Raw genomic sequence first — 24,809 nt, 5'->3', positions numbered from 1 at the left:
ACTCTGCCAGCAAACGCCCTTTCATGGCTTGAACAATCTTGCGCAGTTGGCGCAAATCCTTCCTTCCGTCAGTCGTTTACCGGCGTAACATGGCAACCATTCACACACGCGTCAGGGAGACGACATGCTGTATCGAATAGCCGCCGACGGGCTGGTGCTGTTTCATTTGCTGTTCATTCTGTTCGTGCTGTTCGGCGGGCTGCTGGTGCTCAAGTGGCCGCGGCTGATGTGGCTGCATTTGCCGGCGGCGGCCTGGGGCGTGGCGGTCGAGGTGTTGCACCTGACCTGTCCACTGACCTATTGGGAAAACCTGATGCGCCACGCTGCCGGGCAGACCGAATACGCGGGTGGTTTCATCGAACATTACGTCTGGCCGATCATCTACCCGGCCGGGCTGACGCCGCAGATTCAGCTGGTGCTGGGCAGCGTGGTGCTGGTGGTCAACCTGCTGGTCTACGGGCGCCTGATCCGTCGCTGGAAACTCCGGCGCGCCGCACGCATTCCGTTTTAGCGCGCTTTCAAGGTTTCCAGCCAGGCCGGATCGAGGCGCGTCTGATCGGTATCCAGACCGAGCGCCTCCATCCGCGTCTTGTGTGTTTCGACTTCCCGGTGCAATTGCGCGTGATCGCTGGAGTTACCGTCCAGTTCATGCATCTGGGTCAGCCCCAGGTGATAGAAACGCAGCACCTTCATCGCCACCGGATCACCCTTCTCCACCGCTGCCGTCACCTGATGCATCACGCTGGTGACGCTCATCAGGCTGCGCTTGAGCCGCCAGCCGTACACCGCCGGGGCCATCCAGGTCTGGTTCCAGAAACGCCCGCGCAGCAACGCCGCTGTCAGCAGAAATGCGCCAAACACCCCGCCGACATTGAACCGCAGGTTATCCCCGCCCGGCTCGCCGAACAGCGCCACCGCCGCCGTCGAAAACGCCATCGCCAGCACCAGAAACAGCACCGCGATGATCAGCGTGCTGCGCCGGGTCTGCTGGCGATAAGTGATGGCATCGATCGGTTGAATCTCGAACATCGCGACAGGCTTCCATGGCTTGAAATAAAAAGAGGCCGGCGCATTATCGCCTCTGAGGCGGATTTAGCTATGCTGGAGCGCCTTTTCATCTTTTCAAAGTCCAACGGGGACATGGCGATACCACGCAGATCGTGCCATCTTCATTCATGGATACACACTATTCGGATGCCATTGGCCATGCCGGCAATGACATCGTTTTAAGGATCACTGCATGACCCAACGACACGTAATCAATGCCTCGGTCAGCCCAAAAGGCAGCCTCGAAACCCTTTCCCAACGTGAAGTTCAGCAACTGAGCCAGGCCGGAACCGGCAGCACCTACACCCTCTTTCGCCAGTGCGCCCTGGCAATCCTCAATACTGGCGCCCATGTCGACAACGCAAAAACCATTCTTGAAGCCTACAAGGACTTCGAAATCCGCATCCACCAGCAGGATCGCGGCGTGCGCCTGGAACTGCTGAACGCCCCGGCCGACGCCTTCGTCGACGGCGAAATGATCGCCAGCACCCGGGAAATGCTGTTCAGCGCCCTGCGCGACATCGTCTACACCGAAAACGAACTCGACGCCCTGAGCATCGACCTCAGCACCTCCCAGGGCATCAGCGACTACGTCTTCCACCTGCTGCGCAACGCGCGCACCCTGCGTCCGGGCGTCGAGCCGAAAATCGTCGTGTGCTGGGGCGGCCACTCGATCAACACCGAAGAATACAAATACACCAAGAAAGTCGGCCACGAACTGGGCCTGCGCAGCCTCGACATCTGCACCGGCTGCGGTCCCGGCGTGATGAAAGGCCCGATGAAAGGCGCGACCATCGCCCACGCCAAGCAACGCATTCACGGTGGCCGTTACCTCGGTCTGACCGAGCCAGGCATCATCGCCGCCGAAGCGCCGAACCCGATCGTCAACGAGCTGGTGATCCTGCCGGACATCGAAAAGCGTCTGGAAGCCTTCGTCCGCGTCGGCCACGGCATCATCATCTTCCCGGGCGGCGCCGGTACCGCCGAAGAGTTCCTGTACCTGCTGGGCATCCTGATGCACCCGGACAACGCCGGCCTGCCGTTCCCGGTGATTTTGACCGGGCCGAAACATGCCGCGCCGTACTTGGAGCAACTCGACGCCTTCGTCACCGCCACCCTCGGCGAAGCAGCGAAAAAGCACTACGAAATCATCATCGACGACCCCGCCGAAGTGGCGCGGCAGATGACCGCGGGCCTCAAGGCCGTGAAGCAGTTCCGCCGCGAACGCGCCGACGCGTTCCACTTCAACTGGCTGCTGAAGATCGACGAGGGCTTCCAGCGCCCGTTCGATCCGACCCACGAAAACATGGCCAACCTCAAGCTGCACCGCGACCAGCCCCCTCATGAACTGGCGGCCAACCTGCGCCGCGCGTTCTCCGGGATCGTGGCCGGCAACGTCAAGGACAAGGGCATCCGCCTGATCGAGGAACACGGGCCGTACCAGATCCGTGGCGACGCCGCGATCATGCAGCCGCTCGATCTGCTGCTCAAAGCCTTCGTCGCCCAGCACCGGATGAAACTGCCGGGCGGCGCGGCGTATGTGCCGTGCTATCGCGTGGTGTCCTGACCCGAAGCGACAAGTGCCCGAAGCGCAACGCTTCGGGCACTCCTTATAAAAAGAGCGAACCATGGATCACATCAACCACATCCTGATCGTCGACGATGACCGCGAGATCCGCGAGCTGGTCGGCAATTACCTGACCAAGAACGGCCTGCGCAGCACCGTGGTCGCCGATGGCCGGCAGATGCGCAGTTTTCTGGAAGCCAACACGGTCGACCTGATCGTGCTCGACATCATGCTCCCCGGCGATGACGGGCTGGTGCTGTGCCGCGAACTGCGCGCCGGCAAGCACAAGGCGATCCCGATCCTGATGCTCACCGCCCGCGACGACCAGACCGACCGCATCCTCGGCCTGGAAATGGGCGCCGACGATTACCTGACCAAACCCTTCGCTGCCCGCGAGTTGCTGGCGCGGATCAACGCCGTGCTGCGCCGCACGCGAATGCTGCCACCCAATCTGCTGATCACCGAAACCGGGCGCCTGCTCGCGTTCGGCCGCTGGCGCCTGGACACCACCGCCCGCCACCTGCTCGATGAAGACGACACCATGGTTGCCCTCAGTGGCGCCGAATATCGCTTGCTCCGGGTGTTTCTCGACCATCCGCAACGGGTGCTCAGCCGCGACCAGTTGCTCAATCTGACTCAGGGTCGCGACGCCGACCTGTTCGACCGCTCCATCGATTTGCTGGTCAGTCGCCTGCGTCAACGTCTGCTGGACGACTCTCGCGAGCCGACCTACATCAAGACCGTGCGCAACGAGGGTTATGTTTTCTCCTTCGCCGTGGAGATGCTCGCCGAATCCTGACGGATTTGTATCACTCTGTATAAATTCGCCGCGCAGATACGTAACCCGTGTTTTCGGGCCGTAACACCACATATCAGCGATACACCCTCGCGTTTGAATGAACCCACCAGAAAGCACTGGTTCATTCATCTCAAACGCAAGGAGAAGCACCATGTTCAAGTCCTCGAAATCCCTGGTACTCGCAATCAGCCTGCTCAGCGGCCTGGCCCTGGCCGACCTGGCATCCGCCAGCTCCCAGCCGCTGGTTGCCGAGTACGGCTCGGAAAACCTGCAGAAGGATCGCGTTGCCGAAGGTGGCGCGGATCGCTTGCAGGAACTGCGTGAACGCGTGGCTGAAGGCGGCGCGGATCGTTTGCAGGAACTGCGTGAGCGCGTAGCCGAAGGCGGTGCTGACCGTTTGCAAGAGTTGCGCGAACGCGTCGCTGAAGGTGGCGCCGACCGCTTGCAGGAACTGCGCGAGCGTTCGGCCCGCAGCGTACTGGTCGCCGAGAACCGTCCCGAGTTCGGTTCGAAGTACCAGCGCTACTGATCGTATGTACCCGCCGTTGTCGATTCCTGCCGGGGGCGCTCTGCCCCCGCAGCGTTCACTACCGATAAGCCTTGTTCTCTGACACAAAAGCCCCGCTGTTTCCCCACGACAGCCGTCATGGCTCGTACTAAGCTGCGCGATTGATTTGTTCAGGGACGATCCATGAAACGATTTGCCGCCTGTCTGCTGTCCATGCTGGCCCTGACGGCCAACTCGGCGGACCTGCAACTGCTCACCGACAACCACCCGCCCCTGCATTTCATGCAAGGTAATCAGCTCGCAGGATTCGGTGTTGACGTGGTGCAGGCTCTGGCGACCCAGACCGGCGACCGCATTCATCTGCAACAAGTCCCGCTGCTGCGCGCCCTGCGCATGGCCAGCGACACGCCCGACACCGGCGTATTCACCGTGCTGCGTACCGACGACCGCGACGATCGCTATCAATGGGTCGGGCCGCTGATCGAAGTCGAAACCGCACTGTACGCCCGCGACAATCTCCAGCCTCCCGTGCACAGCCTGCGTGAAGCCGATCACCTGGGCCGGATCACCGTGCCGCGCAAATGGCTGGTCTACAGCTACCTGCAAGGGCAAGACCTGAACAACCTCTACGGCGTCGAAACCCCGGAGCAGATGATGCGACTGTTCAGCCTGGGGCGTACCGATTTCGTGGTCTCCGATACCTGGTCCAAGGCCGCCCTCGCCCGCGAGCAAGGCATGGAGCCGGGACGCTTGCAGTACCAGATCCCGTTGATGAAACAGAACACCTACATTGCCTTTTCGCCGCAGACCGATCCGAAACAGGTCGCACGCTGGCAGCAGGCGCTGGATACATTGCGGGCCGACGGCCGTCTGGAGCAGCTGCGCCAGCGCTGGCTGAGCAATACCCTACCGCGCTGATCAGGCATCAACGCCTTCGATAACGACTATGCGCAAGGGTGTTTTCACATCAAAACCCTCCAGCACTAGAGTGGGCTCCATCTTCTCCCCACTCTCTGGAGCAACATCATGAAAGACATCATCGCACTCGGCTTCATCGTTTCCCTGATCGGCGCCACCTCCGCCATCGCCGCCCCACACGCCAGCACCCCGGTTGTCGCGGCGGCGACCGTTGGCCAGTCCGGCACCCTGAACGTCGACACCGTCAGCATCGATGCCGAACACAAGGGCAACCTCAACCTGCAACAAAACGCTGAACAGGCCAAGCTGTACGTCGCAGAAAACCGCCCGGAATTCGGTTCCAAATATCAGCGCTACTGAGTGATAGGTTTGAGCTGCCAGAAACAGGAAACCCCGCCGAAGCGGGGTTTCCTGCATTTGGGTATCAGCGAACCAATCGCGCGGCCAGTGCCTTGGCCTGCGACGCGACATCGGTGACAGCGGTGCTTTCCCACCACATGCCACGCAGCGGCGGGCCCATGGCGAACAGGCGGTTCGAGACCCGGCCCTCTTCATCCAGCACAGCACCGTCCACTGCGGCCTCGATCCCCAACGCCAACGGTCCCGGTCGAACCAGGCCGCGCGCCAACAACTGCTGCGGCAAAGGTCGCGCGACCCGGCGCCAGTCGTATTCGATGCCGCTGGAGTTGATCAACGCCGCGCCTTGCACTACTCGGGTTTCAGCCTCGCCGCGAGGACGAATGCGGATACTCACGCCCTCGCCCGATACCGGCTCAAGTCCCTTGTAAGACGCAGCATGAATGCGCAATCGCCCTTCCCGGTGCAGACGCTCGACCAATTCAGCGCTCAGCGGTGGCGAACGATGGTGATGACTTTCCCACCACGGCCGGACATGCCGCACGAATTGCCGGCGCTGCACATCGCTGGCCTGACTCCATAACCGGCCAATGTGCGCACGCACGGTGTCGAGCGGCGCCTGCCAGTCAATGCCTTGAGCGATGGCGTCGCGACAATGTCGGCGCAATTCGCGCAGTAACTGCCTTGGCGTGCGAATGCTGTAATCCTCGGCAAGGAAGTCCACCCACGCGGGCGGTTGCCGACGCACATGGGGCAACAGCCCATGCCGGGAAAACACCTCGATCGGCCCGCGATGCCCGGCCTGCTCCAGCGACACCACGGCATCGACCATGGTCAGGCCGGAGCCGATGATCAGCACCGTTGATTGCGGATCGAGTTGACGCATGGCCGAGACATCCCACGGATCGAGCGCCGCCGCGTTGAGACCGCTGGATTCTTTTTGCGGGGTGCGGGCAGCCGGGAACATCCCAGTTGCCAACACGGCAAAAGCGCCGTGCAGTTGCTGGCCGTCATTCAAGGTGAGCTGCACGGAATCGCTGGAGGCCTGAACATCGACCACTTCGGCGCGCACATGCTCGACCGTCGAACCGTGTTGCGCGCCCACCTGCTGCGCTTCGGCCAGACGCTGCTGCACGTAAACGCCAAACAGCCCCCGTGGCGGAAACAGTTCGCTGACCGGCACATGCTGCTGATCCGACTCGGGCCAGCCACCACCAGCGATGTGATCGGTCAGCCATTGAGTCAGGTCATCGGCATTGTCCGGGTCAACGCTCATCCGCGCTGCGTTGCCATTGAGCGTGTGGCCCAGCTCCACCGCGCTGTACGCTTCGCCCCGGCCCAGTTCGGCCCGGGGCTCGATCACCAGAATCTTTCTGCGCCCCGGCAAACGCAGCAATTGCACCGCCAGCATCGTGCCGCTGAGGCCGCCGCCGACAATCAGGATGTCGGCGTGACTGACAGACGTGGTCGAATGCTCATTTGAAACCTCATTCATGCGGTTTTCACCGTTCGCAAAGGAGTGAATGAGGGTAATACCATCGCTGATAGCTCTCAGGAAGCTATTGGCGGCAACTTAATTAAACAAAGCCAAAACCGAAGACACAGAAAATGCCTGGTCGACATCAATCGAGCCGGGCATTTCGGGGGGAGTCTCCTGCTGACTGTGTTTTACTGTTTAATTACAAAATCTTTCTTCTCGGATTCCTCAGAATTACCGAATTGGTCCTCGGCCTTGTAATAAAACGGTGTCACACCAATATCCGCGAAGTCCAATAAAACACTCTTCGGTATTGGAAATCTGGTTTCACCGGAGAGATTGAGTGGTACTTGAGCGATACTCTTACCGCCGGCATTAACATCTGCCCTATCTCCTTGCGCCGGGTTTGGTACAGGAGAGATCACGCCAGTAGCGTGAGAGCCAATTTTCGAAAGTTCGACAACTCCTTTTCCATCAGCTTCTAAGATTTGCATGGGACCCAACATAAGTTAATTCCTTTCAGTTGATTTTCGTTAAAGTCGCTTCGTGCTCGACAGGCATAACCTGCCGTGACCCGCGCTCCTGCTTATTAGGAGCGGCTACCCAATCAACGTCTACTGTCAGAAATTACAGGTTCCTTGCTTTGTCCGACGAGTGGTCTCATCACATTCCTCATAGCTGAACACCCATCGACATCTAGACCGACGCGAATTTTTTCTCCTGCCGATGCAGCTCGCCGAGGTTTCGATAGCCACTGCCCGGATGAATCTCCGGCAGTCTCGGCCCTTTGCCAAACAGCTTCTCGCGCAAGGTCCCCGGCGCGTACTCGGTTTTGTAGACACCGCGCTTCTGCAACTCCGGCACCAGCAATTCGACGGCATCGATGAAGGTTTCGTGGGTCAGCGCGTAGGCCAGGTTGAAGCCGTCGACGTCGGTTTCGTCGACCCATTCCTGCAACAGGTCCGCCACCGTTTCCGGGCTGCCGACGAACAACGGGCCGAAGCCGCCGATGCCGACCCAGTCAGCCAGTTCGTTGGGGGTCCAGACCTTGTTCGGATCCGCCGTGGAAAACGCCTCGACCGCCGATTGAATGGCGTTGGTGTGCACGTGCTTCAGGGGTTCGTCCGGTTTGAAACGGCTGAAATCGATGCCGGTCCAGCCGGAAATCAACGCCATCGCGCCTTCGTAGCTGACCCAGGATTTGTATTCTTCGAACTTAGCTTTGGCCTTGGCGTCGGTCTCGCCGAGGATCACGGTTTGCAGGTTGAAGATCAGGATCTTCGACGGATCGCGCCCGGCCTCGGCGGCGCGGCGGCGAATGTCGGCCACGGTTTTCTTCAGCAGCACTTTCGACGGGGCAGCGACAAAAACGCATTCGGCATGCTCGGCGGCAAACTGCTTGCCCCGGCTGGAAGCTCCCGCCTGGTAGAGAACCGGCGTGCGCTGCGGCGACGGCTCGCAGAGGTGAATGCCCGGCACCTGGAAGTGTTTACCGTGATGGCGGATCTCGTGGATCTTGCTCGGGTCACTGAAAATCCGCCGCTCGCGATCCCGCAGGATCGCACCCTCTTCCCAACTGCCTTCCCAGAGTTTGTAGCAGACCTCCAGGTATTCCTCGGCGAAGTCGTAGCGCGCGTCGTGTTCGGTCTGGGCTTGCTGGCCGATGTTCTTCGCGCCGCTCTCCAGATAAGAGGTGACGATGTTCCAGCCGGCCCGGCCCTTTGTCAGGTGATCGAGGGTCGACAGGCGTCGGGCGAATGGATACGGATGTTCGAAGGACAACGACGCGGTCAGGCCGAAACCCAGGTGTTCGGTGACCAGCGCCATCGGCGGGATCAGTTGCAACGGATCGTTGACCGGCACCTGCGCCGCCTGCCGGATGGCTGCTTCGCCATTGCCGTTGTACACGTCGTAGATGCCCAGCACGTCGGCGATGAACAGGCCGTCGAACTTGCCGCGCTCGAGGATTTTCGCCAGTTCGGTCCAGTACTCCAGATCCTTGTACTGCCACGAGCGGTCCCGAGGGTGAGCCCACAGGCCCGGCGACTGGTGACCGACGCAGTTCATGTCGAAGGCGTTGAGACGAATTTCGCGGGGCATCAGATGGCACTCCCGATTGTCAGGAGGCGTTTGAAGGTGTGAATTGAGGCGGTCATGTGAGGCGACTCCGTGGTTTCCGGATGAGGATCCAGAACCCATAGCAGGAGTCGTGCCTGAATATATTTTCTTTATTTATCAATAGATTGAGATAACAACTTAAAGCAGTCTGCACGCAGGATGGAGCAAACTGTTTATCCGCTGTCGGCCATGCAACAGTCAGATCACCACATTGCGCACGAAGCGCGCGGCCACTTCCCCGTCATTGCGATAGGTGTGCGGCTGGTTGCTGGCGAACATGAAAAACTCCCCGGCCGCGATGCGCTGGGGTTGATCGCCGAGCATCAGCGTCAGGCAGCCCTCGAACACGAAAATCTGCTCGCTCCAGCCTTCGGCGTCCGGTTGCGAGGGATAGACCTCGCCCGGTTGCAGGCACCATTCCCACTGTTCAACCGCACGGGTGGCGTTGGCCTTGGACAGTAAAACGGCTTTGCTGCCGGGGATGCTGCCAGCCCAGGCCAGTTCGTTGATACGGCCGGGATCGCGGTTGTCAGGCGCCTGGATCAGATCGCTGAAGGCCACTTCGAGAGCTTCGGCGACGCGATCGAGGGTGGTCAGGCTGACGTTCTTTTCGCCAGCCTCGATGGCCACCAGCATTCGCCGGCTGACCCCGGACTTTTCCGCGAGGGCCGTCTGGCTCATGTCGGCGGCATGGCGCAGGCGCCGGACGTTCTGGCTGACGTGTTGCAGGACCGAAGCCCGTTGTACAGAATCTTTGTGCACTATATTGCTCACTGGCTGGGGTTGGGCAGTATACTGCGCAACATTTGGCGCATTGTGCGTCCCCTCCTTAAAAGTGCGCAAGGTCATGACGTCAGCCAACTCCCCCAAAACTCCCCTGCGTTTTTCCCGGTTCAGCAAAGCCGAGTGCGTGCTGGTGCTGATCACCATGCTCTGGGGCGGCACCTTTCTGCTGGTGCAGCACGCGATGACCGTCAGCGGTCCGATGTTTTTCGTCGGCCTGCGCTTTGCCGCCGCAGCTGGCATTGTTTCGCTGTTCTCCTGGAAACACCTGCGGGAACTGACCCTGTTCGAACTCAAGGCCGGCGCCTTTATCGGCGTGGCGATCCTGCTCGGTTATGGCTTGCAGACTGTCGGTTTGCAGAGCATTCCCAGCAGTCAGTCGGCGTTCATCACCGCGCTTTACGTGCCGTTCGTGCCACTGTTGCAATGGCTGGTTCTCGGCCGGCGCCCGGGTTTGATGCCGAGCATCGGCATCATGCTGGCGTTTACCGGGCTGATGCTGCTCTCCGGGCCGTCCGGTGCTTCGCTGAATTTCAGCCCCGGTGAAATCGCCACGCTGATCAGCGCCATCGCGATAGCGGCCGAAATCATCCTTATCAGTAACTATGCCGGGCAAGTCGATGTGCGCCGGGTAACCGTGGTGCAGCTGGCGACGACTTCGGTGCTGTCGTTTTTGATGGTGGTGCCGACCGGCGAGGCGATTCCGGATTTCTCGTGGCTGCTGCTGAGTACGGCTCTGGGCCTGGGCGCGATGAGTGCGGCAATTCAGGTGGCGATGAACTGGGCGCAGAAAAGTGTTTCGCCGACCCGCGCGACCTTGATCTACGCCGGTGAACCAGTCTGGGCCGGGATCGTCGGTCGTATCGCAGGAGAGCGTCTCCCAGCGATTGCACTGGTGGGCGCAGGACTGATCGTGGCGGCGGTGATCGTCAGTGAATTGAAGACCAAAGGCAAAGAGACACAAACGGTCACGGAAGAATTGGAGCACGAGACCGAAGGCTAAACGGGGGTTTTACGGCTACTTTGTAGGATTCAGAGACATCCTCGCGTTTGGCGATCCGGGAGCTGGCACGTATGATGCTTCACAAACTTCCGCAGATTAGAAGCCTATGTCCCTGATAGTTCTACTGCTTCTGCCTTTTCTGGGCAGCTGTCTGGCAGCCGTGCTGCCGCACAACGCACGTAACGCCGAATCCCTGCTGGCAGGTCTGGTCGCACTGATCGGCACTGTCTCGGTCGCGATGCTGTACCCGCAGATCGCCCACGGCGGCGTGATTCGCGAAGAATTCACATGGCTGCCCAGCCTGGGTCTGAACTTCGTCCTGCGCATGGACGGCTTCGCCTGGCTGTTCTCGATGCTGGTGCTGGGAATCGGCACCCTCGTTTCCTTATATGCCCGTTATTACATGTCGCCGGACGATCCGGTGCCGCGTTTCTTCGCGTTCTTTCTGGCGTTCATGGGCGCCATGCTCGGGCTGGTGATCTCCGGCAACCTGATCCAGATCGTGTTCTTCTGGGAGCTGACCAGCCTCTTCTCGTTCCTGTTGATCGGCTACTGGCACCACCGCCACGACGCGCGCCGCGGCGCCTACATGGCGTTGATGGTTACCGGCGCGGGAGGATTGTGCTTGCTGGCAGGGGTCATGATCCTCGGCCATGTGGTCGGCAGCTATGACCTGGACAAGGTCCTGGCCGCCGGCGATCTGATTCGCGCACATGCCCTCTACCCCATCCTGCTTCCCCTCATTCTTATCGGCGCTCTCAGTAAAAGCGCCCAGTTCCCCTTCCACTTCTGGCTGCCGCACGCAATGGCGGCACCCACACCGGTTTCGGCGTACCTGCACTCGGCGACCATGGTCAAGGCCGGGGTTTTCCTGCTGGCCCGGCTGTGGCCGTCGCTGTCCGGCAGCGAAGAATGGTTCTACATCGTCAGCGGCGCCGGTGCCGCCACGCTATTGCTCGGCGCGTACTGCGCAATGTTCCAGAACGATCTCAAGGGACTGCTGGCCTACTCGACCATCAGCCATCTCGGCCTGATCACGCTGCTGCTGGGCCTGAACAGTCCGCTGGCCGCCGTGGCGGCGGTGTTCCACATTCTCAACCACGCGACCTTCAAAGCCTCGCTGTTCATGGCCGCCGGGATCATCGACCACGAAAGCGGCACCCGCGACATCCGCAAGCTCAACGGCCTGTTCAAACTGATTCCGTTCACCGCCACCCTGGCGATGGTGGCCAGTGCGTCCATGGCCGGCGTGCCGCTGCTCAACGGTTTCCTGTCGAAAGAAATGTTCTTTGCCGAAACCGTGTTCATCAACGCCACCGCCTGGGTTGAAACCAGCCTGCCGATCGTCGCGACCATTGCCGGGATGTTCAGCGTTGCCTACTCGCTGAGATTCACCGTCGACGTGTTCTTCGGCCCGACTGCCACCGACCTGCCGCACACCCCGCACGAACCGCCGCGCTGGATGCGTGCGCCGGTCGAGTTGCTGGTGTTCACCTGTTTGCTGGTGGGGATTTTCCCGGCACAAGTTGTAGGCCCATTGCTGGCCGCTGCCGCCTTGCCGGTGGTGGGTGGCGTGCTGCCGGAGTACAGCCTGGCGATCTGGCACGGCCTCAATGCACCGATGATCATGAGCCTGATCGCCATGTCCGGCGGCATCGTGCTGTATCTGCTACTGCGCAACCAGCTCAAGCGCGGCCGCTTCAAGTATCCGCCGCTGGCGGGCCGCCTCAACGGCAAGCGAATGTTCGAGCGCAGTCTGGTTGCGATGATGCGTCTGGCCCGGCGGGTGGAGCGGCGGATCGGCACCAAGCGTCTGCAAGCCCAGCTGTTCCTGATGGTGTTGGCGGCAGTGCTGGCCGGCCTGATCCCGATGCTGCACAGCAGTCTGAGCTGGGGCGATCGGCCGAAGATTCCTGGCTCGATCGTATTCGTGACCCTGTGGCTGCTGGCAATCGCCTGCGCCCTCGGCGCCGCATGGCAAGCCAAGTATCACCGTCTCGCCGCCCTGACCATGGTCAGCGTCTGCGGCCTGATGACGTGCGTGACCTTCGTCTGGTTCTCGGCACCGGATCTGGCCCTGACGCAACTGGTGGTCGAAGTGGTGACCACGGTGCTGATCCTGCTCGGCCTGCGCTGGCTGCCACGGCGGATCGAAGAGGTTTCGCCGTTGCCAAGCAGCCTGCGCAAGGCGCGGGTACGGCGTCTGCGCGACTTGCTGCTGTCGATTGCCGTCGGCGGCGGCATGGCGCTGCTGTCCTACGCCATGCTGACCCGGCAGACGCCGAACGACATTTCCTCGTTCTACCTGAGCCGTGCCCTGCCCGAGGGCGGCGGCAGCAACGTGGTCAACGTGATGCTGGTGGATTTCCGTGGTTTCGACACCCTTGGCGAAATCACCGTGCTCGCTGCCGTAGCCCTGACTGTGTTCGCCCTGCTGCGTCGCTTCCGCCCACCGAAAGAAAGCCTGCAACTGCCGGCCCAGCAGCGCTTGCTCGCCCCCGACGTGGTCACCGATCTGGTCAACCCGCGCTCGGCCAGCGACACCGCGCTCGGCTTCATGATGGTGCCGGCGGTGCTGGTGCGCCTGCTGCTGCCGATTGCGCTGGTGGTGTCGTTCTACCTGTTCATGCGCGGGCATAACCAGCCGGGTGGCGGATTCGTCGCCGGCCTGGTGATGTCGGTGGCGTTCATCCTGCAATACATGGTCGCCGGCACCCAGTGGGTCGAGGCGCAAATGAGCCTGCGACCGCTGCGCTGGATGGGCACCGGCCTGCTGTTCGCCACCGTCACCGGCCTCGGGGCGATGGCGGTAGGCTATCCGTTCCTCACCACCCACACCTGGCATTTCAGCTTGCCACTGCTGGGTGACATCCATATCGCCAGCGCGCTGTTCTTCGATATCGGCGTCTACGCCGTGGTGGTCGGCTCGACCTTGCTGATCCTCACCGCCCTCGCCCACCAATCGGTCCGGGGCCACAAAACCGCTGCCGCCAAAGGAGCCGTCTGATGGAAGAAGTCATCGCAATCGCCATCGGCGTACTCGCCGCGTCCGGGGTCTGGCTGATCCTGCGGCCACGGACATTCCAGGTAGTGATGGGCCTGTGCCTGCTGTCCTACGGCGTCAATCTGTTCATCTTCAGCATGGGCAGCCTGTTCATCGGCAAGGAGCCGATCATCAAGGACGGCGTGCCGCAGGATCTGCTCAATTACACCGACCCGCTGCCACAGGCGCTGGTGCTGACGGCGATCGTCATCAGCTTCGCCATGACCGCATTGTTCCTGGTGGTGCTGCTGGCCTCACGGGGCCTGACCGGCACCGACCACGTTGACGGAAGGGAGCCCAAGGAATGACGGCGATGACTCACCTGATCGCCGCACCGATCCTGCTGCCGCTGCTGACCGCCGCCATCATGCTGATGCTCGGCGAGAAGCACCGACCGCTGAAGGCGAAAATCAACCTGTTCTCCAGTCTCCTCGGCCTCGGCATCTCGGTGATGCTGCTGCAATGGACCCAGACCACCGGCGTGCCCGGATCCATCGGCGTGTACCTGCCGGGCAACTGGCAGGTACCGTTCGGCATCGTGCTGGTGGTCGATCGTCTGTCGGCGCTGATGCTGGTGCTGACCGGGATCATCGGCGTCAGCGCCCTGCTGTTCGCCATGGCCCGCTGGGACGGCGCCGGGTCGAGTTTCCACGCGTTGTTCCAGATTCAGTTGATGGGCCTTTACGGTGCATTCCTGACCGCGGACCTGTTCAACCTGTTCGTGTTCTTCGAGGTCCTGCTCGCGGCGTCCTACGGCCTGTTGCTTCATGGCTCGGGCCGGGCGCGGGTGTCGTCGGGGCTGCATTACATTTCGATCAACCTGCTGGCGTCGTCGCTGTTCCTGATCGGCGCGGCGTTGATCTACGGTGTGACCGGCACCCTGAACATGGCAGATCTGGCCCTGAAGATCCCGCTGGTGCCGGAAGCAGACCGTGGCCTGTTGCACGCCGGCGCGGGGATTCTGGCCGTGGCGTTCCTGGCCAAGGCCGGCATGTGGCCGCTGAATTTCTGGCTGGTGCCGGCCTACTCGTCGGCCAGCGCGCCGGTGGCGGCGATGTTCGCCATCATGACCAAGGTCGGCGTCTACACCCTTTTACGTCTGTGGACGCTGCTGTTCTCGGGCCAGGCCGGTGCTTCGGCGTATTTTGGTGGTGACTGGCTGATCTACGGCGGCATGGCCACCATGGCCGGCGCAGGCGTGGCGATCATTGCCGCGCAACGTCTGGAACGCATGGCCAGCCTGAGCATTCTGGTGTCCGCGGGGATCCTGCTGTCGGCCGTGGGTTTCGCCCAGCCGAACCTGATCGGCGCCGCGCTGTTCTATCTGGTCAGCTCGACCCTGGCGTTGAGCGCGCTGTTCCTGCTGGCCGAGTTGATCGAGCGTTCGCGCACCGCCATCGAAGTGCCGCTGGAAGACGAAAACGAACTGCTGCCGCGTCCGCAGGAGTGGCAACGTCCGGTCAAGGGCATCAACCTCGACGACGAGCAGAAAGCCGTGGTCGGTCAGGTGATTCCATGGACCATGGCGTTCCTCGGCCTGAGCTTCATTGCCTGTGCGCTGCTGATTATCGGCATGCCGCCGCTGTCCGGGTTCATCGGCAAGCTGAGCCTGATCGGCGCCCTGCTCAACCCGCTGGGCCTCGGCGCGGGCGAACCGATCTCGAATGCCGCCTGGGCGTTGCTGGCCCTGCTGATCCTCACCGGACTCGGCTCGCTGATGGCGTTCTCGCGTCTGGGGATCCAGCGCTTCTGGTCGCCAGAGGAGCGACCATCGCCGCTGCTGCGCAAACTGGAATGCACGCCGATTTTCCTGCTGCTCGGCCTGAGCATCGCGCTGACCTTCAAGGCTGAACCGCTGCTGCGTTACACCCAGGCAGCAGCCGATGCCCTGAACAATCCGCAGCAATACGTGATGGCGGTACTCGGCACCCGTGCCGTGCCGAGCCCGGAAGCCAAGGCTGCGCTGCTGGAGGTACAACCATGAAGCGTCTGTTCCCTGCTCCGTGGTTGTCGCTCGCGCTGTGGTTGCTGTGGCTGGTGCTGAACCTCTCAGTCAGCCCGGGCAACCTGCTCCTCGGTGCCGTACTCGGCTTCTGCGCCCCGCTGATGATGCGCAAACTGCGCCCGCAACGGATTCACATCCGCCGCCCGGGCACGATCCTGCGATTGTTTCTGCTGGTCGGGCGTGACGTGATCGTCTCGAACCTGCAGGTGGCCTGGGGCGTACTCAACGCCGGTCGTCGGCCGCTTCGTTCACGCTTCATCAAGGTGCCGCTGGACCTGCGCGATGCCAACGGTCTGGCGGCGCTATCGATGATCTGTACGGTCGTGCCCGGCACGGTGTGGTCAGAACTGGCGCTGGATCGCAGCATTCTGTTGCTGCACGTCTGGGATCTGGATGACGAGGCGCAATTCATCCAGCACTTCAAGGTCACTTACGAGCGGCCGTTGATGGAGATTTTCGAATGAGCCCGCTGCTGTCGAACGCGATTCTGCTGACGCTGTTCCTGTTTTCCCTGGCCATGGTCCTCACGCTGGTACGCCTGTTCAAAGGGCCGTCGGCACAGGACCGGGTACTGGCGCTGGACTACTTGTACATCGTCGCCATGCTGATGATGCTGACCCTGGGGATTCGTTATTCCAGTGACACCTACTTCGAAGCGGCGCTGCTGATCGCGCTGTTCGGCTTCGTCGGCTCGTTTGCCCTGGCGAAATTCCTCCTGCGTGGCGAGGTGATCGAATGAACGCTGAACTGTCTCTCTGGGTGGAAATCCCGGTGGCGATCCTGCTGGTCCTCAGCGGCGTGTTTGCCCTGATCGGCGCGACCGGCCTGCTGCGGATGAAGGATTACTTCCAGCGCATGCATCCGCCAGCGCTGGCATCGACCCTCGGCGCGTGGTGCGTGGCGCTGGCGTCGATCATCTGTTTTTCCGCGCTCAAGTCCGGGCCGGTGGTGCACGCATGGCTGATCCCGATTCTGCTGTCGATCACCGTACCGGTTACCACCTTGCTATTGGCGCGGGCAGCGTTGTTCCGCAAGCGTATGGCCGGGGATGATGTGCCGGCCGAGGTCAGCAGCCGGCGTACTGAAACCGGCAGCTAGATCCAGGCAACAGCCAACAGCCCGGCTCCCAATATCAGACACAGCGGTGAGTAAACCCAAGTGTCGAGCCGGGCGAACCGCGATCCCTTCACTTCCTTGAAAAACCCCACCAGCTCCGAATCGCCGATCGCCCGCGCAAACATCAGCAGCGCAATCGCGCTGATCACCCATTGCAGCGCCCAGTGATGCACGGCGGGCAGCCACCACCCCACTCGCATACACACCAGTGCGGCAATCAGTAGCAGGGCTGCCGCCACCACCAGCGTGATCCAGCCTGACGGCTTGAACGCCGGCCTGAGCGTCAGCCCGCCGTTGTCCACCGGAACCTGCGGCACCACCGCCACGGCTGCCCACTGCCCACCCATCGCCCAATACACATGCATCAGGCTGATCACCGCAAAAATCGTCACCAGCCATTGAGCCAACACAAAGGTCATGGTCGAGAATCCTTTAAAGGGATTTGAACAAAACATCCTAGTCGGCATTTTTCCATGTGCACGACCGGTCGGCGGTGCGGTAAAGTGCCGCCCCATGAAATTCACCCGTACCGATCGCTCACTGCTGGCCTGGATGCTCTATTGCTGCGTCCTGTTCAACGTGTTCGCCTGCAGCATCGGTCACGGACAAATGGTCGGCATGCAGCTCAACGGTATCGGCGGCCAGTTCTGCGCCGTCGACCCGAGCACCCAGGCTCCGCTCGCCTCGAATCCCGCCGAAGAAAAACTGCCGACCCTGGCCAAGGCCTTCGGATGCCCGCTGTGCTCCACCGGCGGCATGGGCCCGGCGTTCAACTCCAGTCTGACCCTGGCGATCCTGCCGGAACAACACAGTCCGCCGCTGCCGGTCATCGTCAGCGCCGACCTCCCTGCCCGCTTCATCTGGCCTTCGGCCAATCCTCGCGCCCCACCGCTCGCCTGAGTGTCCTTGCCTTTTTGATTTGTCAGCCCACTGCGCCAACGCGCGGCGTTCGCCTGTGCGCTGACTCCTAGACAAGCATTCAGGATTCAATCGATGAAACAACTTACCTTGCTGGCGAGCCTGTGCGGCTGCCTGTCCGTCAACGTCTGGGCGCAATCCACCGTGGATCTGGCGCCGATCACCATTGACGGCGAGTCCGGCGCCGAACCGGGCCTGAGCCTCGACCAGTCCAGCGGCATGGCCTCGCGCCTTGGCCTCAGCGTGCGCGACACTCCGGCCTCGGTGGCGATAGCCAACCGCAATGACATCGAACGTCACGGTTCGCAAAACTTCCAGGACGCTGCCAACACCTTGCCGGGGGTGAACGCCAGTGCCCCGCCAGGCTTTGGCGGATTCGTCTCCTATCGCGGCTTTACCAGCAGCCAGATCACCCAAATGTTCAACGGCGTCAACGTTTCCGGCGGACTGGCTCGCCCCGTAGATTCATGGATTTATGATCGGGTGGAATTGGTCGGTGGCCCCTCGTCGCTGATCAACGGCGCAGGCTCGGTCGGTGGCTCGCTGAACTACGTGACCAAACTGGCCACCCGCGACGAGCAGGCCGCAGAAGGTCGGGTCAGCTACGGCACCTACGACACAACCGAAACCGCGTTCGGCCTCAACCACGCGCTGACCGACCCCGGCGCCGACATGCAGCATTACGCGCGTCTCGACGTCAGTCACAACACCAGCAACGGCTACATCGACCGCCAGGAGCGCGATGCCTGGAGCGTGGCGTTCTCTTTGCTCAGCGAACTGACGCCAAACCTGTCTCACACCCTGGCCCTGGAATATCAGGACGAACACGAGGACAGCCCGTACTGGGGCACGCCGGTGCTCAACCCCAAGGCCGGCGAGTTGAAGATCGACAAGCACAACCGCTTCAATAACTACAACGTCGAGGACGGCCGCTACGAGCAGCGGACGATCTGGGTGCGCTCGATCATCGACTACCGGATCAACGACAGCACCACCCTGCGCAACACCCTCTATCACCTCGACAGCCAGCGCGATTACCGCAACCTGGAAACCTATCAATACAACGCCGACAACAGTGCGGTGAACCGCTCCACTGCGTATCAGGTTCGACACCAGGGCGAGCAGAATGGCAACCAGTTCGAACTGCGCCACGACAACACCCTGTTCGGCCTCGACACCACCTGGTCCGGCGGTTTCGAGTACAAGGTCAATCAGACCACCAACTCGCCGCTGAACGTCAAAGGCGCCAGCGCGGTGGACCCGAACAACTACCGACCGGGGCATTTCTATGACATCCCCGGAACGATGCCGGGTTTTGTCAGCGACAAGACCAACGAAGTCACGACCAAAGCGCTGTTTGCCGAAAACCGCCTGGCACTGACCGACAAGCTTTCGTTGCTCACCGGCCTGCGCTACGACGATATCGACCTCGACGTGACCAACCATCGCACGGTGACCGCGAGCAACCCGCGCCATCTCAAACGCAGTTGGGAGCCGGTCACCGGGCGCGCCGGCCTGACGTATCAGTTCATTCCGTCAGCCAATGTGTACGTGCAATACAGCACCGCCGCCGAGCAACCCAATGGCACCCAGGACTTCGATGTCTCGACCGGCAAGCAATGGGAAATCGGCAGCAAGTTCGACTACCTGAACGGACGCGGCTCGGCGACAGTGGCCGCGTACACCATCGAGCGCAAAGACTTCGCGGTGACGGATCCACTGGACCCGACCAGCAGCATTCCGGTCGGCCAGCAGACTTCGAAGGGCATCGAGATTGCCGGCTCGCTGCGGATCACCGACAAGCTTCTGGCCGAAGGCAACTTCGCCTGGGTCGATGCGCAATACGATGAGTTCAACGAAAAGAACGCCGCCGGCGTAGTGGTTTCCCGCAAGGGCAACACACCGACCAACGTGCCGGACCGGGTCGGCAATCTGTGGCTGACCTACGATTTCTCGCCGCAATGGCAAGGCGGGGTCGATGCTCGGTATGTGGCATCGGTGTTCGCCGACAATGCCAACACCATGACCGTGCCGTCGTACACGCTGTTTGGCAGCTTTCTCAGCTACAAGGTGGATTCGCACACCACCGTGACCGGGCGGGTGCGCAACCTGACGAATGAGGTGTACGCCGAGTTCGCCCATGTGTCGCCGGCGTATTACCTCGGCACACCGCGCACCTTGGAGCTGGCTGTGCAAACCCGCTTCTAAAAGCTTCGCGGGCAAGCTCGCTCCCACAGGAATCGATGTGTTTTCAAAGCTCAGAGCACACCGAAAAACCTGTGGGAGCGGGCTTGCCCGCGATAAGGCCCATCGTTACGGCCTCTATTTCAAATCAGCTGAAACCTTATCTGCCACATCCTTCGGCAGCCACGCCTGCCACACATCCGGATGCGCCTTCATGAACGCCACCGCTGCGTCCCGGGGCGCCGTGTGTTTCTCGCTCATTTCGGCCAGCGCCTTGTTCAGGTCATCAATCGGAAAATCGACCTTGCTGAAGAACTCGGCAATCTGCGGATACTGTTTCTGGAACGGCGTGGACACCCCGATCGACAGCTTCGAGGCCAGTGAACGGGTCGGTTTCGGATTGGGGTTATCGGCGTCGGTCAGGGTCTTCCAGGCCTCGGCGTCGAACGGCGGCTCTTCCAGTTGAACCAGTTTGAACTTGCCGAGCAATGGGGTCGGCGACCAGTAATAGAACAGCACCGGCTTACCCCGACGGATCGATGAGCTGATTTCGGCATCGAGTGCCGCACCGGAGCCGCTGCGGAAGTTGACGAAATCGTCCTGCAAGCCGTAAGCCGTGAGCTTCTGCTTGTTCACCACCTCCGACGTCCAGCCGATCGGACTGTTGAGGAACCGGCCCTTGCTCGGGGTTTCCGGGTCCTTGAACACGTCCTTGTACTTCTTCAGATCGCTGACGCTGCGCAGGTCTGGCGCCAGTGGCTTGATGCCCTTGGCCGGGTCGCCCTTGATCACGTATTCCGGTACCCACCAGCCTTCGGTGGCGCCTTTGACCGTGTCGCCCAGGCTGGCGACCTTGCCTTCGGCCTCGGCCTTGACCCACACCGGACTGCGTCCGGCCCATTCTTCGCCGATGACCTGAATGTCGTTGTTGGCCAGTGCGGTCTCAAGAGTGATGGTGGTGCCCGGCAAGGTGTCGGTCGGCAGGCCGTAGCCCTTCTCGACGATGATGCGCAGGACATCGGTGATCAGGCTGCCGCTTTCCCAGTTCAGGTCGGCAAAATGGATCGGCGCCTGTGCCGCGCTCACCGCAGGCACCGCCGTCATCAAGCCGAAGGTGGTCAGGCCAGCGGCCAGCAACCGTCGAAATCCGTTCATGCTTTTGCACCTCGTGCTGTTCACAGCAATAGCAGGATGGCCTGACAGAAGACCGCAAGCCTCTGAATACTCAGTCAACTGACTGTAGACGAGGTTCCTGCTTTTTCAGGGGCATGACACGGACAAGGCTACTTTTCAGAAATTTCCTGCAGGCTCTTCAGCTCGCGTCTGACCATGCTGGCGTATTCCGCAGGCTGCAAGGCATAGATCTGCGAGGCGACCCATCCCAGCCAGGCGCCCTTCAATTCAGCCTTTGCCGTGAACAATCGACGTGCTTCCTCACGGGCGCTGTCGAGGTTCTGCAAATGGAAATCGGCGCGGCTCACTCGCTGGCCTTGAACGTCACCAGTTCGCCCTTGCGCCACTTGGCGGCTTTGGCGGTGACGGCTTTCAGGGTCTTGGTCAGGCCTTCCTGCAACTGCTCGTTGGCGGCAAACACGGTGACCGCGCTGTGGCCTTCCTTGAACACGATGGCATGGCCGTCGGCCGTGGTGACAAACGCGTAGTCGCCCAGACCATACACGGTCATTTTGATTTCGCGAAAGCGGATGTCCATCTTGCCGCCTTCACGGCTCGGCAGCACCGATGCGCTGAAATGATCGCCGACCTTGAGCTTGAGGCCAGGTTTGTCATCGACCACCAATGCGCTTTCGGTGTCGATCTCGGCAACGTAAATGCCTTCGGCGTTCTGCTCGGTGATGTAAACAAAACGCGATTGAAACTGCTTGACCAGCTTTGCCCGCAAATCACCCAGCACGAACAAAGCATGCATATCGAGGTTACTGACTGCCAAAGAAACATCCCCACACTTGAAAAGAGTGCCGTACGCGAAAAGCGCGCACGGCAGAAAAAGTCGGCCAGGCCGAAGGTGTTGCGCGATGACTCGAATATACGCCTGAGCGAGCAAAGTGCTCATTCAACGCGAGTTGCACAAGACTACTGGAATGCCACTCGCGAAACCTGCAAAGACGTTCTCCAAATGTTGAAGGAAAACGCGTCACGGCCGGCCAGAGAAAACTGACTACGAACTTTAGGGAAAAAACTCACCAAGAAAATCACTTTTCCGACATATCGCACGCAAAAAATTGCTTTAGATAGCGCCATGCCGTCAACAGGTGTTGGCGATTCTAGAGCAGCGATGCTGTTCGCGACTACCCGCAACACCCTGTAAATGCGGGTCAATCCATGAAAAGGACTTCATATGTGCACTATGACGCATTTTGCCGTGACTCACGAACCCGCCTTTGCCTTGAACGCTCCAGTGTTCGAGACAGTTCCTACAATCGAGTCTTGCGGTCAGGCACCGTTGTTTCAGGTGATCCCGGCGGGCAACGGCTTTTTCCATATCAGGGAAAAGTCGACGGGGCTTGTCAGAGGTTTCCGCGAGAATCACAACGCCGCCTGCGCCCTCGCCCGTTCACTGGAATCCCGGATCGAACTCCTGGCCAGCGAGCACCTCAGATAAAGAGAGTGACCGACCCCGCCATCCTTCAAGGAGTACACCATGGAACTGCCTGCCTACAACCTGACCACCCTGTTCGATCAATTAGGGCTGCCTTCGGAGGAAACGGCGATCGACGACTTCATCGAAGCCCATCCGCTGGAAGCTGATACCAAACTGATCGACGCCGAATTCTGGAGCCCGCAGCAGGCGCAATTGCTCAAGGAATGGCTGCGTGCCGATGGCGAAGAGGCAGTGATGGTCGATGAACTGAACGTGCGCCTGCACCGGGGCAAATGATTTCAATCAGTGCAGGCTGTCTTCGGCCCTGGCGCTCAATTGCGCGAGCCACGCCGCCCTGCACTCCTCGGCTTCGTCGCGACTGGCAAAAGCGGTGCCGCGCTGCTCGCCATTGAGCAGCACCACCCAGCAGACACTTTGCCCCATCGCGCGCAGCCCGGCGGGAACACCGCTGCCGATCATCACCGCGACATCGACTCTGCATTGCATGCTGACCTCCCAACTTCATTAGCAACCTAACTATGTAGGCATGTTAATGATTTGGATCAAGAGGAAACAGCGACGCCGCTGCACAGCTTAATTGCAGTTCCAGCAACAATGCCTCAGCGCGGATTTTCGGGTTTGTAGCCCAGACGCAACCCGCCCCAATGCCGGCCCTTGACCATGATCGGCACCGACAGGTCGTGCATCAACTCGCCGGTATCGCGGGTGTAAGTCTGCAACAGCACCGGTTGCTGATGGCTGCCGCAGCGGATGCCGGTGCGGTCGGCGAATTTGCGTTTGGTGCGATTGTTGACGGTGTCGACCTGTGCATCCCCGGTCAGCGGCTGGCTGAACGCCTGATTGTGGGTCGGCACATAACCCTGCTGCGTACAGGCGATGGCAAACACCAGACCTTCGTGGCGCGGCAACAATGGTTCCTGAATGGCCGGCAGCACCTGATCGGTGTAGCGGTCGAAACGGGTCTGGAACTTCGCGGGTTGTGTATCGGGAATCGGCTGATACTGGCGGTCGAACAGGTCTTCAAGGCTGATACGCCCTTGTTCGACATCGGCCTCGAACCGCGCGGCAATCTGACTGGCCCCTTCGCGGGCGAGGTCGTAGATGCGCTGGTGATAGTCATCCAGCCCGACTTCAGCCAGACGTTCGCTGATGGTTTCTGCCTGCCCTTCCATCTGCACGGCCGCCTCGGCCAGGCGCCGGGTCTGTTGGTCGCTGATCGCCAGATCGCTGCGCATCTGCTCGATGGCGGTGAACAGGCTGTCGAGCTGCTCACGATTGGTTTCTGCGCCTTGGGCGATTTCGCCGACCTGGGTTTCCACCCCGGCCGCCAGTCGCGCGATGTTTTCCAGGTGCTGACCGGTGTGTTCGACCTGCTCGACACCCGTGTGCAAATCGTCGGAGAGCTGACGAATCTGCTCCACCACCTGCGCCGTGCGTTGCTGGATGTCGGCGACCATCTCGCCCACTTCGCCGGTGGCCGTCGCGGTACGGGCCGCCAGACCGCGCACTTCATCCGCCACCACCGCAAAACCGCGACCGTGCTCACCGGCCCGGGCCGCTTCGATGGCGGCGTTCAATGCCAGGAGGTTGGTCTGGCTGGCGATGGATTGAATCACCAGCGTCACGCGCTGAATGTCATCACTGCGCTGGCTCAAGGCTTCGATCAGTTCGCGGCTGGCATTGGCGCGCTGGCTGAGCTGATGCATGCGCGAGATCGAATCCACCAGTTCGGTGCGCCCCGCTGCGCTGCTGTGATGGGCTTCGCTGGCAGCGCCCAATGCCTCGCGGCTGAGCTGCGAAGTGGCCTGCTCAGTGGCGATCATGACTTCAGCGTTGTTGACGATCTGCGCGGCGGCATCGAGTTGTGATTGCAGCTTGCCGGCCAGCTCCTTGACGGAAAATGCCACGCCGGCAGCTGACAGCGCGTTATGGCTGGTGGTGTAGGAAAGATCGCGAGTCAGCTCGGACATCGCGCTGCTGCTGTCGACAGGTTCCGCATCGGGGACCGCCCGGGAACGCAGGCGCGGCAGCCAGACAATCAGTACCGCCAGCGGCATGCCGACGTACAAGGGCCATTCGCCCAGGCTCATCCCGGCCAGCAACAGCATCAGGGCGATGCTTTGCAGGGTCGGCGTCAGCCAGCGATTCTTCGGCAAAACAACTGGTGCAGGCAGAGCCGCAACCAGAGATCCATCTCTCGTCATTTCGTTACCCCACGCTTGTTCTCATTGTTGTGACTGCATTAAACGCCACTACAACGCCATTATCCATGGTCCGTTAGTCGTGGGTCTGTGGCAGGTCAATGGAATCGTGCGGGGACTTTCCGGCAGACGAGAAAAAGCAAAG

General features: G+C 61.1%; 28 protein-coding genes. 17 read left to right on the top strand and 11 right to left on the bottom strand.

What is annotated here, in order from left to right:
* The first annotated feature begins 124 nt into the window (after positions 1-124).
* Positions 125-511 (top strand): DUF2784 domain-containing protein, encoded by a 387-nt coding sequence (locus tag K5E37_RS15440; RefSeq protein WP_039766992.1) that lies wholly within the window; start codon positions 125-127, stop codon positions 509-511.
* On the opposite strand, the gene K5E37_RS15435 is transcribed toward K5E37_RS15440, so the two are convergent.
* Entirely contained in the window at positions 508-1,029 is a 522-nt protein-coding gene (locus K5E37_RS15435; RefSeq protein WP_221534351.1) for a DUF3087 domain-containing protein, read from the bottom strand. The genes K5E37_RS15440 and K5E37_RS15435 overlap by 4 nt on opposite strands.
* 211 nt (positions 1,030-1,240) lie before the next feature.
* Here K5E37_RS15435 and ppnN point away from each other — a divergent pair, with 211 nt between their 5' ends.
* The 5 genes from ppnN (at position 1,241) to K5E37_RS15410 (ending at position 5,199) form a co-directional block, all read left to right on the top strand.
* The gene (gene ppnN / locus K5E37_RS15430; RefSeq protein WP_007950520.1) at positions 1,241-2,614 is read left to right on the top strand and encodes a nucleotide 5'-monophosphate nucleosidase PpnN; all 1,374 of its coding nucleotides are present in this window, start codon (positions 1,241-1,243) and stop codon (positions 2,612-2,614) included.
* 61 nt (positions 2,615-2,675) lie between these two features.
* Complete coding sequence (locus tag K5E37_RS15425) at positions 2,676-3,413, top strand: response regulator (protein ID WP_039766999.1); 738 nt, start codon at positions 2,676-2,678, stop codon at positions 3,411-3,413.
* A gap of 151 nt (positions 3,414-3,564) precedes the next feature.
* Positions 3,565-3,942: a hypothetical protein gene (locus K5E37_RS15420; RefSeq protein WP_085602932.1), complete on the top strand. Its 378-nt coding sequence runs from the start codon at positions 3,565-3,567 to the stop codon at positions 3,940-3,942.
* A 162-nt stretch (positions 3,943-4,104) separates the two neighbouring features.
* Positions 4,105-4,839 (top strand): ABC transporter substrate-binding protein, encoded by a 735-nt coding sequence (locus tag K5E37_RS15415; protein ID WP_007950524.1) that lies wholly within the window; start codon positions 4,105-4,107, stop codon positions 4,837-4,839.
* A gap of 108 nt (positions 4,840-4,947) precedes the next feature.
* Entirely contained in the window at positions 4,948-5,199 is a 252-nt protein-coding gene (locus tag K5E37_RS15410; protein ID WP_221534349.1) for a hypothetical protein, read from the top strand.
* 64 nt (positions 5,200-5,263) lie between these two features.
* On the opposite strand, the gene K5E37_RS15405 is transcribed toward K5E37_RS15410, so the two are convergent.
* The 4 genes from K5E37_RS15405 to K5E37_RS15390 all read right to left on the bottom strand — a co-directional run bounded on the left by K5E37_RS15405 (position 5,264) and on the right by K5E37_RS15390 (position 9,553).
* The gene (locus tag K5E37_RS15405; protein WP_221534348.1) at positions 5,264-6,691 is read right to left on the bottom strand and encodes an FAD/NAD(P)-binding protein; all 1,428 of its coding nucleotides are present in this window, start codon (positions 6,689-6,691) and stop codon (positions 5,264-5,266) included.
* Between the two features lie 173 nt (positions 6,692-6,864).
* Positions 6,865-7,179, bottom strand: coding sequence for a hypothetical protein (locus tag K5E37_RS15400; RefSeq protein ID WP_221534347.1), 315 nt, complete (start codon positions 7,177-7,179; stop codon positions 6,865-6,867).
* A gap of 190 nt (positions 7,180-7,369) precedes the next feature.
* Complete coding sequence (locus tag K5E37_RS15395; protein WP_221534345.1) at positions 7,370-8,773, bottom strand: LLM class flavin-dependent oxidoreductase; 1,404 nt, start codon at positions 8,771-8,773, stop codon at positions 7,370-7,372.
* Positions 8,774-8,989: 216 nt separating this feature from the next.
* Positions 8,990-9,553 (bottom strand): helix-turn-helix domain-containing protein, encoded by a 564-nt coding sequence (locus K5E37_RS15390; protein WP_007950529.1) that lies wholly within the window; start codon positions 9,551-9,553, stop codon positions 8,990-8,992.
* A gap of 85 nt (positions 9,554-9,638) precedes the next feature.
* Between K5E37_RS15390 and K5E37_RS15385 the strand changes: the two genes are divergently transcribed.
* The 7 genes from K5E37_RS15385 (at position 9,639) to K5E37_RS15355 (ending at position 16,723) form a co-directional block, all read left to right on the top strand.
* Complete coding sequence (locus tag K5E37_RS15385) at positions 9,639-10,577, top strand: DMT family transporter (protein ID WP_221534344.1); 939 nt, start codon at positions 9,639-9,641, stop codon at positions 10,575-10,577.
* A gap of 106 nt (positions 10,578-10,683) precedes the next feature.
* Complete coding sequence (locus tag K5E37_RS15380; protein WP_221534342.1) at positions 10,684-13,584, top strand: monovalent cation/H+ antiporter subunit A; 2,901 nt, start codon at positions 10,684-10,686, stop codon at positions 13,582-13,584.
* A complete protein-coding gene (locus tag K5E37_RS15375; RefSeq protein ID WP_003192163.1) occupies positions 13,584-13,928 on the top strand; it encodes a Na+/H+ antiporter subunit C in 345 nt (114 codons plus the stop codon). Before K5E37_RS15380 ends, K5E37_RS15375 begins: the two co-directional genes overlap by 1 nt.
* Positions 13,925-15,604 (top strand): monovalent cation/H+ antiporter subunit D, encoded by a 1,680-nt coding sequence (locus K5E37_RS15370; protein ID WP_221534341.1) that lies wholly within the window; start codon positions 13,925-13,927, stop codon positions 15,602-15,604. Before K5E37_RS15375 ends, K5E37_RS15370 begins: the two co-directional genes overlap by 4 nt.
* Entirely contained in the window at positions 15,601-16,089 is a 489-nt protein-coding gene (locus tag K5E37_RS15365) for a Na+/H+ antiporter subunit E (protein WP_007950533.1), read from the top strand. Before K5E37_RS15370 ends, K5E37_RS15365 begins: the two co-directional genes overlap by 4 nt.
* Positions 16,086-16,364 (top strand): K+/H+ antiporter subunit F, encoded by a 279-nt coding sequence (locus K5E37_RS15360; RefSeq protein ID WP_007910754.1) that lies wholly within the window; start codon positions 16,086-16,088, stop codon positions 16,362-16,364. Before K5E37_RS15365 ends, K5E37_RS15360 begins: the two co-directional genes overlap by 4 nt.
* Complete coding sequence (locus K5E37_RS15355; protein WP_221534339.1) at positions 16,361-16,723, top strand: Na+/H+ antiporter subunit G; 363 nt, start codon at positions 16,361-16,363, stop codon at positions 16,721-16,723. The genes K5E37_RS15360 and K5E37_RS15355 overlap by 4 nt, the downstream gene beginning before the upstream one ends.
* Here K5E37_RS15355 and K5E37_RS15350 read toward each other — a convergent pair.
* Positions 16,720-17,160 carry a DUF3995 domain-containing protein gene (locus tag K5E37_RS15350; RefSeq protein WP_007950535.1) on the bottom strand — a complete coding sequence of 147 codons (441 nt, stop codon included), beginning with the start codon at positions 17,158-17,160 and terminating at the stop codon, positions 16,720-16,722. The genes K5E37_RS15355 and K5E37_RS15350 overlap by 4 nt on opposite strands.
* Positions 17,161-17,254: 94 nt before the next feature.
* Here K5E37_RS15350 and K5E37_RS15345 point away from each other — a divergent pair, with 94 nt between their 5' ends.
* A complete protein-coding gene (locus K5E37_RS15345) occupies positions 17,255-17,641 on the top strand; it encodes a DUF2946 domain-containing protein (RefSeq protein WP_085602912.1) in 387 nt (128 codons plus the stop codon).
* Between the two features lie 93 nt (positions 17,642-17,734).
* On the top strand, positions 17,735-19,867 hold the full coding sequence (locus tag K5E37_RS15340) for a TonB-dependent siderophore receptor (RefSeq protein ID WP_221534337.1): 2,133 nt from the start codon (positions 17,735-17,737) through the stop codon (positions 19,865-19,867).
* A 114-nt stretch (positions 19,868-19,981) separates the two neighbouring features.
* Here the strand turns inward: K5E37_RS15340 and K5E37_RS15335 are convergent, their stop codons facing one another.
* The 3 genes from K5E37_RS15335 to K5E37_RS15325 all read right to left on the bottom strand — a co-directional run bounded on the left by K5E37_RS15335 (position 19,982) and on the right by K5E37_RS15325 (position 21,791).
* Positions 19,982-20,998: an ABC transporter substrate-binding protein gene (locus K5E37_RS15335; protein ID WP_221534335.1), complete on the bottom strand. Its 1,017-nt coding sequence runs from the start codon at positions 20,996-20,998 to the stop codon at positions 19,982-19,984.
* 128 nt (positions 20,999-21,126) lie between these two features.
* On the bottom strand, positions 21,127-21,324 hold the full coding sequence (locus K5E37_RS15330) for a hypothetical protein (RefSeq protein WP_085602906.1): 198 nt from the start codon (positions 21,322-21,324) through the stop codon (positions 21,127-21,129).
* Positions 21,321-21,791, bottom strand: a complete 471-nt coding sequence (locus tag K5E37_RS15325; RefSeq protein WP_007950541.1) for a hypothetical protein — start codon at positions 21,789-21,791, stop codon at positions 21,321-21,323. Before K5E37_RS15325 ends, K5E37_RS15330 begins: the two co-directional genes overlap by 4 nt.
* Before the next feature lie 408 nt (positions 21,792-22,199).
* On the opposite strand from K5E37_RS15325, the gene K5E37_RS29445 reads away from it, so the two are divergent.
* Positions 22,200-22,463, top strand: a complete 264-nt coding sequence (locus K5E37_RS29445) for a hypothetical protein (protein WP_085602904.1) — start codon at positions 22,200-22,202, stop codon at positions 22,461-22,463.
* A 39-nt stretch (positions 22,464-22,502) separates the two neighbouring features.
* Complete coding sequence (locus tag K5E37_RS15320; RefSeq protein WP_221534332.1) at positions 22,503-22,739, top strand: DUF2789 family protein; 237 nt, start codon at positions 22,503-22,505, stop codon at positions 22,737-22,739.
* Positions 22,740-22,745: 6 nt separating this feature from the next.
* On the opposite strand, the gene K5E37_RS15315 is transcribed toward K5E37_RS15320, so the two are convergent.
* Both K5E37_RS15315 and K5E37_RS15310 read right to left on the bottom strand, forming a co-directional pair.
* The gene (locus tag K5E37_RS15315) at positions 22,746-22,949 is read right to left on the bottom strand and encodes a hypothetical protein (RefSeq protein WP_221534331.1); all 204 of its coding nucleotides are present in this window, start codon (positions 22,947-22,949) and stop codon (positions 22,746-22,748) included.
* 113 nt (positions 22,950-23,062) lie between these two features.
* Complete coding sequence (locus K5E37_RS15310; protein ID WP_409348066.1) at positions 23,063-24,286, bottom strand: methyl-accepting chemotaxis protein; 1,224 nt, start codon at positions 24,284-24,286, stop codon at positions 23,063-23,065.
* Positions 24,287-24,809: the final 523 nt, after the last annotated feature.

Origin of the sequence: Pseudomonas sp. RIT778, assembly GCF_019718735.1 — a bacterium.
In the GTDB taxonomy this organism is placed as follows: Bacteria; Pseudomonadota; Gammaproteobacteria; order Pseudomonadales; family Pseudomonadaceae; genus Aquipseudomonas; species Aquipseudomonas aphyarum.
The sequence above is the reverse complement of the archived record's forward strand: the minus strand, read 5'-3'. Positions and strand labels throughout refer to the sequence as shown.